This window comes from Embleya sp. NPDC056575 (assembly GCF_042793325.1).
Lineage (GTDB): Bacteria > Actinomycetota > Actinomycetes > Streptomycetales > Streptomycetaceae > Embleya.
Genome location: NZ_JBHTVA010000018.1, coordinates 109742 through 124263 on the forward strand (window position 1 = coordinate 109742; position 14522 = coordinate 124263).

General features: G+C 72.0%; 11 protein-coding genes and 2 tRNA genes. 3 read left to right on the forward strand and 10 right to left on the reverse strand.

Translation table 11 applies throughout. The features are described from left to right. The first annotated feature begins 29 nt into the window (after positions 1–29). Positions 30–929 carry an MmgE/PrpD family protein gene (locus tag ACFRCG_RS16820; protein ID WP_380032164.1) on the forward strand — a complete coding sequence of 300 codons (900 nt, stop codon included), beginning with the start codon at positions 30–32 and terminating at the stop codon, positions 927–929. 30 nt (positions 930–959) lie between these two features. Here ACFRCG_RS16820 and ACFRCG_RS16825 read toward each other — a convergent pair whose 3' ends face one another. From ACFRCG_RS16825 to ACFRCG_RS16840, 4 genes are all read right to left on the reverse strand, one after another. Beyond that, positions 960–1547, reverse strand: coding sequence for a hypothetical protein (locus ACFRCG_RS16825; RefSeq protein WP_380032165.1), 588 nt, complete (start codon positions 1545–1547; stop codon positions 960–962). Positions 1548–1647: 100 nt separating this feature from the next. Continuing rightward, a complete protein-coding gene (locus ACFRCG_RS16830) occupies positions 1648–2865 on the reverse strand; it encodes a helix-turn-helix domain-containing protein (protein WP_380032167.1) in 1218 nt (405 codons plus the stop codon). 227 nt (positions 2866–3092) lie between these two features. Continuing rightward, positions 3093–3165, reverse strand: a tRNA-Arg gene (locus ACFRCG_RS16835). A gap of 476 nt (positions 3166–3641) precedes the next feature. Further along, a tRNA-Ser gene (locus ACFRCG_RS16840) sits at positions 3642–3730 on the reverse strand. Between the two features lie 144 nt (positions 3731–3874). On the opposite strand from ACFRCG_RS16840, the gene ACFRCG_RS16845 reads away from it, so the two are divergent. Then, a complete protein-coding gene (locus ACFRCG_RS16845) occupies positions 3875–7240 on the forward strand; it encodes a PAS domain-containing protein (RefSeq protein ID WP_380032169.1) in 3366 nt (1121 codons plus the stop codon). A 220-nt stretch (positions 7241–7460) separates the two neighbouring features. On the opposite strand, the gene ACFRCG_RS16850 is transcribed toward ACFRCG_RS16845, so the two are convergent. Then, on the reverse strand, positions 7461–7778 hold the full coding sequence (locus ACFRCG_RS16850) for a hypothetical protein (RefSeq protein ID WP_380032171.1): 318 nt from the start codon (positions 7776–7778) through the stop codon (positions 7461–7463). Between the two features lie 371 nt (positions 7779–8149). Here ACFRCG_RS16850 and ACFRCG_RS16855 point away from each other — a divergent pair, with 371 nt between their 5' ends. Next, positions 8150–9805: a long-chain fatty acid--CoA ligase gene (locus tag ACFRCG_RS16855; RefSeq protein WP_380032173.1), complete on the forward strand. Its 1656-nt coding sequence runs from the start codon at positions 8150–8152 to the stop codon at positions 9803–9805. A gap of 56 nt (positions 9806–9861) precedes the next feature. On the opposite strand, the gene ACFRCG_RS16860 is transcribed toward ACFRCG_RS16855, so the two are convergent. From ACFRCG_RS16860 to ACFRCG_RS16880, 5 genes are all read right to left on the reverse strand, one after another. After that, complete coding sequence (locus tag ACFRCG_RS16860; RefSeq protein ID WP_380032174.1) at positions 9862–10668, reverse strand: DUF1906 domain-containing protein; 807 nt, start codon at positions 10666–10668, stop codon at positions 9862–9864. A 126-nt stretch (positions 10669–10794) separates the two neighbouring features. Continuing rightward, complete coding sequence (locus ACFRCG_RS16865) at positions 10795–11976, reverse strand: lipid-transfer protein (RefSeq protein ID WP_380032176.1); 1182 nt, start codon at positions 11974–11976, stop codon at positions 10795–10797. After that, positions 11973–12422, reverse strand: coding sequence for a MaoC family dehydratase (locus ACFRCG_RS16870; RefSeq protein ID WP_380032177.1), 450 nt, complete (start codon positions 12420–12422; stop codon positions 11973–11975). Before ACFRCG_RS16870 ends, ACFRCG_RS16865 begins: the two co-directional genes overlap by 4 nt. Next, positions 12419–13546: an acyl-CoA dehydrogenase family protein gene (locus ACFRCG_RS16875; protein ID WP_380032179.1), complete on the reverse strand. Its 1128-nt coding sequence runs from the start codon at positions 13544–13546 to the stop codon at positions 12419–12421. Before ACFRCG_RS16875 ends, ACFRCG_RS16870 begins: the two co-directional genes overlap by 4 nt. Further along, the gene (locus tag ACFRCG_RS16880) at positions 13546–14517 is read right to left on the reverse strand and encodes a bifunctional MaoC family dehydratase N-terminal/OB-fold nucleic acid binding domain-containing protein (protein WP_380032181.1); all 972 of its coding nucleotides are present in this window, start codon (positions 14515–14517) and stop codon (positions 13546–13548) included. The genes ACFRCG_RS16875 and ACFRCG_RS16880 overlap by 1 nt, the downstream gene beginning before the upstream one ends. Positions 14518–14522 lie beyond the last annotated feature (5 nt).

Here is a 14522-nt window from a genome sequence, read left to right on the forward strand (position 1 = left end):
CGGGCAGTCGAGGCACGCGGAGGGATTCCATGGCGGTATCGGGCGAATTCGCCGATTGGGCCACAGAATTGACGTTGCGTCATATACCGGTCACGGTACGGCGGGCGACGGGTCGGCGGATCCTGACGGCGATCGCGGGCGGGGTCGGCGCGGCCCGGGTGGGCGCCGTCGACCCGGCCGTACACGTCGCGGTCGGCATCGGCGGCCCGCCCGAGGCGGAACTGATCGGCCATGCCGCCGGCCGGCTCGCCGCGCCCGCCGCCGCGATCGCGAACGGGATGCTGATCGGCGCGGCGGGACCCGGGCCCGATACCCCGGCCGGTGCGATGGCCGTGGTGCTGCCGGTGGCGCTCGCGGTGGGCCAGGAGGTCAAGGCGCGCGGCGACGAGGTGTTGGTGGCGGTGGTCGCCGGGCACGAGATGGCGTGTCGGCTGGCCGACCGGGACGGCTCGCCCTCGATCGGGATGCTCGGCGCCGCGTTGGCGGCGGCCCGGCTGATGACGCTGGACCGCCGCCGGATCCGGGACGCGGTGGGCATCGCGGGGGAGTTCGCGGGGGGCCCGGTCGGCCGGGGCGGCACTGTCGGGATGGCCGAAGGGGTCGCGGCCGGCAACGCGGTGATCGCCGCCCGCCTGGCCGCCTCCGGCGCGAGCGGCCCGGCCGGCGGCATCGACGAGTTGTGCCGGGCACGACGGCTGCGCCCGGAGGCGGTACTCGACGGCCTGGGCGGTCTCGGCGGCAGTTGGGTCTGCGAGCGGCACCCGGCGGCCGAGGTGACGGACTACCAATTCGATCTGGAAACCTGTGAACTCCTCGGCGGCCGGCACCGCGACGCCAGGGCTCTGGTCGCCGAAATCCGCGCCTTGGCCTTCGCTCCGTCCCTCGACTCGATCCTGTCCCTGACGGTAAAGGTCGCAGCGGGCACGTGACGGTCGGCCCAGCGGGTGGGGCCCGACGCGTCACCAGTCGCAGCCCCAGTCGATGCGGCGCAGGGGGCCGCCGATGTCGTGGCGGGTGACGCGGTGGGTGTTCTCCAGGCCGCGCAGGTGGAGGAGTCGACGGTCGTCCAGCAGCCGGGCGCGCTCGGGGGAGACGTCGCCGACGATGAACCACGACGTGGGCCCACGCTGCGGCGTGAACCACCCACACTCGTGATGCGCCCACCCGTCGGCGAGCGAGGCGACCACGGCGAGGCCCCGCCCGGACTCCAGTCGCCGACAGGGCAGGTGGGTGACCCCGACCTCACGAAACACCACGGCCAGCGCGGGCCGCCCCTCGGCCGTGGCGCCCGTGACGTCCAGAACATACGACGTCGCCTCGGCCGCGAAGAGCGCTTCGCTCACCAACTCGGTGACCATCAACCCGACATCGCCCCGCCGCTCACCCTCGATCCCGATCCCGTCCCCCACCTCCCACACGAGCCGCCGCGCAGCCCCCGCCGCCTCCGCCACGGCCGGAAGCGACCGCGACACGGTGATGAGCACCGGCCCCGGCGCGGAGGGCGCCGATGTCGCGATGTGGCCGAACGACGTGAATGGCTTGCTCACAACGAGCCCCTTCCCGAGCAATGTCCGTGTGTGTAGCATCGCGTCGGAAATGCGGCGACCGGGGACGGATTGCCCCCGGTCGCTTCGTGTACCCGCCTCGCTACGCGGCGATCAGACCGATTCGGGTGGCCAGCCGAAGAGCGTCCTCACGCACGGTTGCCCCGCCGTGGTCGACCAAGCCGGAGACCAGCGTCCGGCCGATGGGAGAGTAGGTGAGTGTCTCGGAACTGGTGCGCCAGGACCGGTCGAGCAGGCTTGCCGCCGCGAGTTGGTCGCCACGGTGATGGGCGCCCCGAGCCAGCTCGATCCAGTGCCGGGCCCGCCGTTCGACGCTGGGGATCGAGAGCGGGTCCAGTCGGTCGGCCTTGCGCTGCGCCTCACCGGCCTGCCCGAGTTCCACGTCGATCATGACGTCATAGAGGTCTACGATCGCGCGACCGAACCCGTGCCATGGATGCGAGTATCCGTCCGGCAGCTGCGGCACCACCGCGGCGGCCTTGTCGAAGTACCGGCGCGCTTCGCCCTCTTGGCGCTCTCGTGCGGCGGTCAGTGCGGCACACAGCCACAAGTGCCCGTACATCGGCAACAGTCGATTCGCCGCATCGTCGAGTTGTGGGCGCAACAGTTCGAGGGCACGGACCACCAAGGTCTGCGCATCCTCTCCCCGGTCGCACGCGCGGATGAGATGAGCGAGGTAGAAGGCGGAACCGGCAAGGGCGAGTGGGTCGTCCGATGCGCGGGCCGCGGCCATCGATCGATCCGCGACGAGCCAGACCAACCGCGGCTCGGCCTGCCATGCCAGGTACGCCTGCGCCAGGTGGTAGACCTCGGACAACAGCGCCTGCGCGGTCCGCCGTTCGTCTCCGTCGTAGGTCTCGGCCGCTTGCTCGGCCTCGTGCATGAGCCCCGGGAGGGCGCGGCCGATCTCGGTCCGCTGCTGCGTCGATGTGTGCCAAGTCCGCCATGCCGTGTCGAGTTGGGCTCTTACCCGGTCGAGCGTCGGCGGCTCCTCGGTGGCAGCGCCGAGTGGGTACGCCATGAGTGCGCGGCGCACCTCGTCGAGCGTTTCGTGTCCGGGGCGGGTGTAATCCATGGTGCGCACCTGTCGGCCGACCAACTCGGTCAGATCCGCCACGTGCAGTACCTCGGCGAGACGAAGCAGCATTGGCAACGGTGTGCTGCGCTTCCCGATTTCGATCGACTTGAGCCATTCGGCACTTTTGCCGCAAGCCGCCGCAACGGCAACGCGGGTCATGCCCTGTCGGGTTCTCCGGTCGCGGATGCGCCGGCCGATCTCGTGCGCGTGGTCGTCAGCCACTGTGTCCCCTGCCCGTGCGTGCGGGTTCGCCCCCGTGGGCGGTGCGGTGTGACGTACGGCGGGGGCGGTACCCTGCCTGTGATGTGAGTCATCGTCAGGTTACGCCTGCTGGTGACAGATACAGCCCCGTCGTCCGGTTCGTCACCGGCAGGGGCCGTTGTCTCGATGCTGTACCGGCCACGAAAAAGGCCCTCTCCGATTTCCCGGAGAGGGCCTTTGATCTGCTGTGCGCTCGGCAGGATTCGAACCTGCAACCTTCTGATCCGTAGTCAGATGCTCTATCCGTTGAGCTACGAGCGCTTGGTCGGCTTGACCGAGGTCAACAATACATGGTCCCCCGCTCGGGGTGAAATCCATTGTCCGGTGGTGGTGTGAACAGGGCATTTCGTGAGCAATGGGGTTCGGTTGGCGCGGGATCCGCAGCCGAGCGGGTGAGGGTGGGCGAGGGGGTCGGCGAGTGGTGGGGCTTGGGTCGTGCGGACGGGTGGCGCGGCGCGCGGGTGTGGCTTGGTTGTGTTCGCTGCCGGCTGAATTGGGCCTTTCGGGCATGTCGGCGGACGGGGGGTATGGCGGGTGTGATCGGTCGGGGGGAAGTCGCGGCGGTGTTCGCTGTAATGACGGGTGTGCCCGAGGCCGCGCGAGGTCTTCGGATATGAGCGTTATATCGGACATCGTGGGCCGAGTCGTGACCCGGGGTCATCACACGATCACGGAAAGGTCACGACGGTGGGTGCGAAACAGCCCGCCTGGTGGGACCAGACGGGCTGTTCGTCGAGCGGAGGCTCCGGGATTTGAACCCGGGATGGGGATGAACCCAAACCGCATTAGCAGTGCGGCGCCATAGACCGGACTAGGCGAAGCCTCCATCGGTGTTTGCCGACGAGGAACAGATTACTAGGCTCGTCAACGTGACTGCAAAAACAATGGGATAGTCGGTCGTGACATGCCCCGGCGGCGACGGGCAAGATGGCCGTCGCGCAGTCCGAGGACCGGAGGAGGTACGCGCTTCGTGAGCAGCAGGCCATCCCGAGGCGCTGCTCGCCTCGCCGCCATACTCGACGCCCTGCCGGACGCCCTCCTGCTGGTGAATCGCAACGGCACCGTCGTCAACGCGAACGCCATGGCACTGGAGGTCCTGGAGGCGCCGGGCACTCCCGTGGTGGGTCGCGGTCTCCTCGACCTGCTCCCGTCGTTCGACCACCGGCGCATCCCGGGATCGGTACGGGCCACCAACGACACCCGCGACACCCGGACCAAGCCGACCCGGATGTCCGCGCACCGCACCGACGGCGGGGTCTTCCCGGTCGAGGTGACCAGTGCCAACCTGCCGGCCGGATACGACGACGAGCTGCTGATGATCGTCGTGCGCGACCTCACCGGCAAGGTCGACGTCGAGGCCGAACTCGCGCGCCAACAACGGCAGACCGAGATGATCCTGCGCGCGGCCTGCGAGGGCATCATCGGCATCGACGCCGAGGGCGACATCGTGCTGGCCAACCCGGCCGCCGCCCGGATCCTCCGCCACCGGGCCAGCGACCTCGGCGGCCGGAACGTGCACGAACTGCTCATGCACGCCCGCGCCGACGGCTCCCCGCTGCCCCCCGAGGAGTGCCCGCCGCTGGTGACCCTGGGCAACGGCCGCCGGCAGCGGCTGCGCGACCAGGTGTTGTGGCGCGGCGACGAGGGCTTCGTGACGGTGGACATGATCACCGCGCCGATCCTGCTCGGCGGTGCCGTGGTCGGCGCCGTGATGACCTTCAGCGACACCGCGCGCGAGAAGTCGCTCGGCGAACGCCGGGCCCAACTGGCCGAGTTGGTCGACACGGAGATACTGGGCCGACTCGAAGCGGTACGCGGTCGACTGAAGAAGGTGGCCGACGGCGGCGCCGGCGAGGTCGGCCACGGCGCCCGCCGGATGGTGCGTCAGGTCGCGGGCGAGTTGGAAAGCCTGGAGGAACTCGCGAGCGAGGTGCTCGCCCACCAGGCGGTCGACGCCGACCCGACCCCCGCGGCGGACGACGCGGACACCCCGGCCGAACCCGAGCGCATGCCGACCACGGTGGACGACCTGGTCGACCGCGCCATGGAGACGGTGACCTATCTCGCCCGCGGCGCGGGTGTGGAGTTCGCGGTCAACGCGTCCCCCGTCGGCGTACGGGTGGACGTCGACGCGATGACCCGCGCCCTGGGCCACCTGCTGGCGGATGTGGTCGCGGCCGGCCCCGAGGGCTCCACCGTCGTGGTCGCGGCGGCCCAGCGCGGCAACCTCGCCCGGATCGAGGTACGCGGCCCCGAGAGCCGCAACAGCGGTGTCCGCGTGCCGCTCGCCCGCGCCGTGGTCGAGGCGCACGGCGGCACGGTCGAGTCGCACACCGTGGCCGGCCGGGGCAGCACGTACGTCGTCGAACTGCCCGCCGACGAGGAGGCCGCCGAACTGGTGGTCAGCTCCGGCGAACACCGCGCGGCCAAGGGCCGCCGCGCCCGCCAGTCGGGCCGCCCCGACCCGGGCGCCGACAAGACCGGCAAGGCCGGCAAGAACGACAAGACGGATGAGGCCGGCAAGGCGACGAAGGACGAGCAGGACGCGGACGCCGACGAGGCGGCGAAGCCGGGCAAGGCCGCCGACGGCGCCCCGAAGCAGGCCGACGAACCCGACGGCTCCACGCCCGCCGCGGACGAATCTCCCGACTCCGCCGACTCCGACGCGGACACGGACACGGATGCGGACACCGCGACCGCATCGACCCCGGCGAAGCAGACGGCGACCGCCGACCGCCCCGCCGCCCCCAAGCGCCGCATCGGCGCGGCCGTCACCCCGCGCCCGCCCGCGGTCCCCGCCGCACCGGCCGCCGCCGACCGCGAGAGCGCCGACCACGACCCCGAGGACCGCCCCGCCCCCGGCGCCGGCGTCGAACTCGCCGTCCGCGGCCGCGGCGCCCAGCCCCCACGGGCCCGCCTGGAGCCGGCCGGCTCGTCCACCCCGCCCGTACCCGCGCCCCCGCCACCCGGCTCGGTCGCCCCCGCGCCGCAGGGCCCCTTCGCCCTGCCCGCCGGCACCGTCGCACCGGTGCCCCTGGTGCCCGCGAGCGCCGGCTCCGACGAGGGCCGGCACGAGCGGCCCGACACCGACGCGTACGACGAGGCCGAGGAGGCCGCGCGCAACAACAGCGGCGCGTTCGAGGCGGTCTACCCGCCCCGTTCCCGCCGCGGCCGCGCCGCCCGCGAGCTGCCCGAGGCCGCCGACAACCCCGCCGGAGCATCCGGTTCGCACCGCGGCGCCACCCACCAGGACCCGTCCGCCACCCCGGGCCGGCAACCCGCGACCCCGGCGACCCCGGCCGCCCCCGCCGCCGGCGGCCGGCTCAACGGCGCGCACACCCCGCAGGGCGCCCAGACCCGCCGCCGCCTGTCCACGCCGCCCGCGCCGATCCCGGCGCAAAACCGCGCGGCCGACCCGACCGGGCGCACCACCAGCGTGCAGGACCGCCCCGGCCGCCCGGCCGCCGCCGACATGCCGACCGAGGTGTTGCCGCCGATCCCGGCCGCGCCGGACCAGCCGATCCCGTTCCAGGGTCGACGGCCCGGATTCCCGGCCGGCCCGCCCGGCGACGCCGAGGCGATGTCCGGCGCCGACCTGCCGACGATGGTCAGCCCGGCGCCGGACGGCCAACCGCGCCGTCTCCTGGTCTGGCCCGAGCCGGACGCCGCGACCGCCGGCGCGCTGACCGCGCGCGGCTGGAGTCCGCTCCTGGTGCGCTCGCGCGAGGAGGTCGACGCGAGCGTCCCCGTGCAGCCGGCCGCGCTGTTCGTGGACCCGCTCACCGGCCCGATCACCCGTACCGCGCTCCAGTCGCTGCGCACCGCCGCGACCGCCGCGCAGATCCCGGTCCTGGTCACCGCCGGCCTGATGCAGGCCACCCGCGACGCCGCGTTCGGCGCCGACCCGGCCGTACTGCTGCGCTCGCTCGCCCCCGCGGACAGCGCCGGACACGCCTCGCGGGTGCTGCTCGTCGAGGCCGACCCGGACATCGCGGCCGCGTTCACCGCGTCGCTGGAGCGGCGCGGGATGGACGTCGTGCACGCGGCCTCGGAGAGCGAGGCGGTGTCCAAGGCGTCCAGCGTCGAGCCCAACCTCGTCGTGCTCGACCTGATGCTGGTGCGCCGGCGCCGGATGGGCGTGGTCGACTGGCTGCGCAACAACGCGCGGCTGCACTCGACGCCGATCGTCGTCTACACCACGCTCGACCTCGTCGAACACGACCTGCACCGGCTCCAGACCGGCGAGACCGTGCTGTTCCTGGCCGAGCGCTCGACCCGCGACGACGTACAACAGCGCATCGTCGACCTGCTCGGCAAGATCGCCTCACCCAAGTAGGGGACGACCCCGCGCACCACGCCCGCCCCGGCCGAGCAAGGCGAGCAAACCGGGTAGGCCGAGCAAACCGAGCAAGCCGGCCGAACCGCCCCGCCCGATCACCCGCACCGCCGCCCCGACATCCCGGCCCGGCGGCGCGGAATCGTGCACGTCCGCACCCGGATCGCCGGCACCCGCGGCCCGCACGGCACCCGCCTTATCCGCACCGACCCGCAACGCCTCACCATGCCGCCGGCCCCCGTGCGTGCAGCCGGCGACTCATCTCACCGACGGTCAGCGCCAGTTCGGTACCGAGGTCGATCGCCTGCGGGTGATCGTGGTGTTCGCGCATCCACCAACACATGACCTGCACGATAGGCCCGGCGGACTCCGGATGTCCGATGATCGCGGTGCGCGCGCACAACGGCCGGGCCGGCCCGTCCCGGCCGATGTGGAACCAGTAGCCGTTTCGGAAGCCGAGCACGGGGTGGCCCAACGCGTCCGGCAGCACGACGTCGTACGGCGGGTGCGATTCGGGTCGGACCTCCAACGGGTACACGAAGTGCCCTCCAGGGGGACGTCGAGGGCTCGCCGGTCCCCCTCCGGAAGAGCGGAAAACGGGAGTTACGGAATGCTCGCCGCGTTCCGTCGAAAACGATGTGCCATCCGGAGCAACCGGGACACCGTCGCATTCTTCCGTCCGGCTAGCCCGATCGGCCGATCGCCACGCCTGGTTCACCCGTACGGGCGCATAGCGGGTCGCGACGGGCGCGTGGATCGGCGCGTGATCCGGCCTCGGTCCGGAAACCGAGCCGCCCGGTCCGGAAACCGAAACGCGCCGTTCAAAGGGCTGACAACGACCCGATCGGCGAGAAAGAATCCCCTACACCTCGACCGGTCCCCGTCCGGCGAACGCAGGGAGGCTCCACTGTGCTGAGCACGATGCAGGACGTGCCGCTGACGATCGCTCGCATCATGCGACACGGCACCACGGTGCACGGTGGCTCGGAGGTGGTGACCTGGACCGGCGGCGCGCCGCGCCGGGCCTCCTACGCCGAGGTCGGCCGACGCTCCGCGCAACTGGCGCACGCCCTGCGCGAACTCGGCGTCACCGGCGACGAGCGGGTCGCCACGTTCCTGTGGAACAACCAGGAACACCTGGAGTGCTACCTGGCGATCCCGTCGATGGGCGCGGTGCTGCACACGCTCAACCTGCGGCTGCCACCCGAGCAACTGGTCTACATCGCGAACCACGCCGACGACCGGGTCCTGGTCCTGGACGGCTCGCTGGCCGCGCTCGCCGCCCCGCTGCTGCCCATGCTGAGCACGGTCGAACACGTGGTGGTCACCGGCGCGGACACCGACCTGGCCCCGCTCGCCGACTGCGGCAAGCGGGTGCACCGCTACGACGACCTGCTCGCGGGCCGGCCGACCGAGTTCGACTGGGCCGAGGACATCGACGAGCGCCAGGGCGCCGCGATGTGTTACACCTCCGGCACCACCGGCAACCCCAAGGGCGTCGTCTACAGCCACCGGTCGACCTACCTGCACAGCATGCAGGTGTGCACGATGGAGGGCTTCGGCCTGGGCCCCGGGGACCTGCTCCTGCCGGTCGTACCGATGTTCCACGTCAACGCGTGGGGTCTGCCGTACGCGGCGATGTTGTGCGGCGCGTCGATCCTGATGCCGGACCGGTTCCTCCAGCCGGAGCCGCTGGCCACGATGATCGCCGCGGAGAAGCCGACGTTCGCCGCCGCGGTGCCGACCATCTGGACCGGGCTGCTCGACCACCTCGACGTACACAAGACCGACGTGTCCTCGCTCAAGGAGGTCGTGGTCGGCGGTTCGGCCTGCCCGCCCGGCCTGATGCACGCGTTCGAGGAGCGGCACGGGGTCCGGATCATCCACGCGTGGGGGATGACCGAGACCTCGCCGCTGGGGACGGTGGCTCGCCCGCCGGCCGGGCTGACCGGCGACGAGGCGTTCCCGTACCGGATCTCGCAGGGCCGCCTGCCCGCGTCGGTGCGGGCCCGCCTGGTCGGCCCGGACGGCGCCGACATGCCGTTCGACGGCGAGGCGGTGGGCGAACTGCTGGTGCGCGGACCGTGGATCGCGGGCGCGTACATCGGCGACGAGGGCTCGGCGGACGCCAGTGGCGGCGGCCGGTTCAAGGACGGCTGGCTGTACACCGGCGACGTCGGCACGATCACCGCCGACGGCTTCCTGCGGCTGACCGACCGGGCCAAGGACGTGATCAAGTCGGGCGGCGAATGGATCTCGTCGGTCGAGTTGGAGAACACGCTGATGGGCCACGAGGACGTGGTCGAGGCGGCCGTGGTGGGCGTGCCCGACGACAAGTGGGGCGAACGCCCGCTGGCGACGGTCGTGTTGCGCGAGGGCGCGGAGACCACCGTCGAGCAGCTGCGCGACTACCTCGCCGGGCAGGTGGCCCGCTGGCAGGTGCCCGAGCGGTGGAGCCTGATCGCCGCCGTGCCGAAGACGAGCGTCGGCAAGTTCGACAAGAAGGTGATCCGCCGGCAGTACGCGGAGGGCACGTTGGAGGTCAGCGAGGTCGACCGCGGCTGACCCGGGGCATTCGTCGGCCGGACCCGCCAGGGGCCCGGCCGACGGCCCGGTGGTGCTCAGAACACCCCGACCGGCCCGTCCACCGCGTTGCGGTCGACGGACAGGGTCCGGCCGCCGTACGTCTCGGTGACGTTGCCGCTGTACTGGTGCACCCGGTTGCCGTGCCAGTGCCCGTCGGGCAGCGCGCCGTCGCCGCTGGTCACCGCCTTGTCGTCCCAGCGGGCGTACCAGATCGCGTCCGGGATCGAGCGGCTGCCGACCGCCCGGACCAGGTCGGCGACGCCGGAGTCCAGGCTGCTGTAGTAGCCGGCCACGAAGCCGCGCTCGCGGACCCGGTCGGACCACGCCGAGACGAAGTCGAGCACGGCGGTGCGGCACGCGGCGTCGGTGTTGTCGTACGCCTCCATGTCGAACCAGACCGCGCTGCCCCGCCGAAAGCCGAGCGCGGTGCTGCGGTCCACCATGTCGTCCGCCTCCGCGACACCCTGCCGCGCGGCCTGCGCCGGATCGATTCGGTCCGGCTTGCGCGCCTGCGAGCACGGCGCCTGCGGGCCGACCTGGATGGGCAGGAAGTCCCAGCCCTGGTCGTGCACGGCGGTGACCCAGTCGCGGGTGAGCCGGGTGCTCTTGCAGGCCCGGTTGTCGCCCGCGACATAGATGCCGACCACCTTGTACGGCGACTCGCGCCAGGCCTGCATGGTCTCCACGGTGGGGGTCTCGCAGGTGTCGAAGCCCAGGCCGGAGACGAGGAAGGGCTGCCCCGACCGTGCGGCGGCACCCTCGGCGAGCCCCGCGGGCAACAGGCCGAGTACGGCGATGAGCAACACGGTCGAGGCGAATCGACGAGTGAGCAGAGGACGCACGAGACCTCCTGGCGTGGCGGGAACGGGCTCCCACCACGCTGGGCATGGCCGGCGGCGAAAACGACGGACCGCCCGGGTGACGCGCCGAAGCGTCACCCGGACGGCCCAGTGGCGGCGGGCCTGCCGCTACTCCACGCCCAGCACCAGCCCGGACGTCGGCACCCCGGTGCCCGCGGTCACCAGCACGTTGTGCACGTTCTCGACCTGGTTGACCGAGCTGCCGCGGATCTGCCGCACGCCCTCGGCGATGCCGTTCATCCCGTGCAGGTACGCCTCGCCCAGCTGCCCGCCGTGCGTGTTCGTCGGCAGCTTGCCGCCCAGCTCCAGGCCGCCGTTCGCGACGAACGCCGGCGCCTCGCCGCGCCCGCAGAAGCCGAACTCCTCCAGCTGCATCAGCACGAACGGGGTGAAGTGGTCGTAGAGCACCGCGGTCTGGATGTCGTCGGGGGTGAGCCCGGACGTCTGCCACAGCTGCTTGGCGACCACGCCCATCTCGGCCAGACCGGTCATCTCGTCCCGGTAGAAGCTGGTCATCTGGTCCTGGAGGCGACCCGCGCCCTGCGCCGCCGCGTTGATGATCGCGGGCTTTTGCTCCAGGTCCTTCGCCCGCTCGGCGCTGACCACCACGATCGCCTGCGCGCCGTCGGTCTCCTGGCAGCAGTCGAGCAGGCGCATCGGCTCGACGATCCACCGCGAGTTCTGGTGGTCTTCGAGGGTGATCGGCTTGCCGTGGAAGTACGCCTTCGGGTTGTTCGCCGCGTGCTTGCGGTCGGCGACCGCGACGTGGCCGAACGCCTCGGTGGTCGCGCCGTAGACGTGCAGGTAGCGCTGCGCGAACATGGCCACCCACGAGGCCGGGGTGAGCAGGCCGTGCGGCATGTTCCAGCCCAGGCCCACCCCCTCGACGGTGGGGTCGCGCTGGAGCACGCCGGAGCCGAAGCGGCGGCCGGAGCGCTCGTTGAACGCGCGGTAGCACACCACCACGTCGGCGACGCCCGTGGCGACCGCCATCGCGGCCTGGGCGACGGTGGCGCAGGCCGCGCCGCCGCCGTAGTGGATCCGGCTGAAGAAGGTCAGGTCGCCGATCCCGGCCGCGGCGGCGACCGCGATCTCGGGATTGGTGTCCATGGTGAAGCTGACCAGGCCGTCCACCTCGGACGGGGCGATCCCGGCGTCGGCGAGCGCGGCGCCCACCGCCTCGACGGCCAGGCGCAGTTCGCTGCGGCCGGACTCCTTGGAGAACTCGGTTGCGCCGATTCCGACGATGGCGGCCTTGCCGCGCAGGTTGTCGGCGTGCTTGAGGCTCACGCGTCGGCTCCTTCCGGCAGCTTCACCGTGACCGTGCCGGTGACGTGGTTGCCGAGCTTGTTGGCGCCGACGACCGCGATCTCCACGAGCGGGGTGCCGTCCTCGGCGGTGGGCTTGGCGGTCACCGTGCCGGTCAGGGTCATGGTGTCGCCGGGGTAGTTCGGGGCGCCGAGCCGGATCGCCACCTTGCGCAACTCGGTCTCGGGACCTCCCCAGTCGGTGATGTAGCGCCCGACCAGGCCGTTGCTGGTCAGGATGTTCATGAAGATGTCCGGCGAGCCCTTTTCCGCGGCCAGATGCGGATCGTGGTGCACGTCCTGGAAGTCGCGAGTCGCCAGGGCCGTGGCGACGATCAGCGTGCGGGTCAACGGGATGACCAGCGGCGGCAGTTCGTCGCCGACGGACACCTCCGCGTGGGTCAGGCTCGCCGGGTTCGCGGTGGTCATCGGTTGCCTCCCTGGGCGGGCACGTGGGCGAGCAGGTCGCCGAGCGCGGCGAGGTGCTGGATGCCGCTGCCCAGGGTCACGTCGATCTGACGGCCCCACAGGAAGTGGCGGTGGATCGGATGGTCGATGTCGGAGCCGGTGCCGCCGTGCAGGTGTTGGCACGCGTGCACCACGCGCTTGCCCGCCTCCGAGGCGTACCAGCGGGCCACCAGCGCCTGCTCCGTGGCCGCCTCGCCGCGGTCCATGCGCCACGCGGCCTCCAGCGTGGTGACCCGGATGGCCTCGGTGTCCATGTACGCCTCGGCGGCGCGCAACATCACGCCCTGCTTGGTGGCCAGCGGCTTGCCGAACTGCTCGCGGGTGTTCACGTGTTCCACCGTGCGGGCCAGGCCGCGCTCGCACACGCCCACCTGCTGCGCGGCCAGCGCGACCCGCGCGCGGTCGACGATCCAGGCGGCGATCTCCGCGCCCGCCTCGGCGGTACCGAGCAGCGTGGCCGGCGCGTCGGCCAGCGTCAGGTTGCCCGACGCCCACGGCGCGGTGGTCGGCGCGGCCTCGATCGCGACGCCCGCCGCGTCGGCGTCCACCGTGAACACCGCGAGCGCGCCGTCCAACGACGCGGTGACCAGGATCCGGTGGGCCACGGTCAGCCACGGCACCGCCCGCTTCGCCCCGTCGAGCCGAAAACCCGCCCCGTCGCGCCGGGCGGTGGTCCTCGGCACCGCCGGCAGCGCCGCGCCGACCTCGGCGAGGGCTCCGGCCACGATCCGCGAACCGTCCAGCAGGCCGGGCAGTTCGCTCTCGACCGCCGCCGGCGTACCGAACCGCAGCAGCGGCAGCAGCCCGTAGACGATCGTGTCCGACAGCGGGATCTGCGCGGTGAATCGGCCCTGCTGCTCCACGAGCAACGCGAGCCCGACCAGGCCCAGGTCGCCGCCGCCGTGCTCCTCCGGGATCAGCGCGCCGACCAGGCCCGCCTCGGCGACCCGGCCCCACAACTCGGCGTCCAGGTCCGCGCCGGACTGGGCGAGCTTCTTCAGCCGCTCGTCGGTGGACTGGTCGGCGAAGATGCGCTCGGCCAGCGAGACCAGGTCCCGCTGGTCCTCGGTGAGGTTGAAGTCCATCAGTTCTCCCCGACCACTCGGAACGCGGGTACGGTCAACTCGGCGTCGTGGGTCACGAATTCGACCTGGACCCGCTGTCCGATCCGCACCTGGTCGTGCGCCACGCCCAGCACGTTGCCGAGCATCCGGACACCCTCGTCGAGTTCGATCAGGCCGACCGCGTAGGGCATGTCGAACGCCGGGAACTTCGGGTAGTGCATGGTGACGTGCGAGTAGACGACGCCCGCGCCGGCCGACTCCACGCTCTCCCACTCCAACGACGCGCAGTGGTTGCAGCCGGGCGCGAACGGGAAGCGCGCGGTGGCGCAGGCCGTGCACTTCTGGAACAGCAGCCTGCCCTCGGCCACGCCGTCCCAGTAGGCCCGGTTGTCCTTGTTGACCACCTTGCGCGGGCGCAGCGCGCGCTCCGCCGGCGCGGCCTTCGGCTTCTTCCTGTGCGGCGTGTAGCGCAGGATCCGGAAGCGGTGCGTGCCGACCAACTCGCGGCCGGCCTCGCCCTCGACGTAGATGTTGACCAGCGTGGTGATGAAGTGGCCGACGCCGAGGCCCGTGGTCTTCTCCTCGGACACCGTCTCGATCAGCTGGTCGTACCGCACCACCTCGCCCAGCCGCAGCGGCCGGATGTACTCCTGCTCGCAGTTGGTCGCCACGACCGAGCCGAAGCCGTTGTCGGTGAAGTGTTTGTACAACTCGCCGGTGACCGTGTTGACCGTCAGGCCCGCGTCCATCCCGCGCATGATCCACACCTGGAGCATGGTCGCGGGCGCGACCACCTCGCCGAAGTGGGTCGCCGCGGCGGCCTCGGGATCGGTGTAGACCGGGTTCTTGTCGCCCATGGCCTCGGCCCAGTGCCGGATCATCGGCCCGTTGACCGGATCGAGCGCGAGCACGCCCGACTGGTCGTGCACACCCTCGTACTTCTTGACGACCGCGAGGAAGGCGGCCTTGTCCCGGCTGGTGGTGTCCGTCATGTCGT

Coding starts and splice junctions, on each gene's coding strand:
- ACFRCG_RS16875 (WP_380032179.1), bottom strand. CDS start 13,546: ATGGACTTCAACCTCACCGAGGACCAGCGGGACCTGGTCTCGCTGGCC.
- ACFRCG_RS16870 (WP_380032177.1), bottom strand. CDS start 12,422: ATGACCACCGCGAACCCGGCGAGCCTGACCCACGCGGAGGTGTCCGTC.
- ACFRCG_RS16880 (WP_380032181.1), bottom strand. CDS start 14,517: ATGACGGACACCACCAGCCGGGACAAGGCCGCCTTCCTCGCGGTCGTC.
- ACFRCG_RS16820 (WP_380032164.1), top strand. CDS start 30: ATGGCGGTATCGGGCGAATTCGCCGATTGGGCCACAGAATTGACGTTG.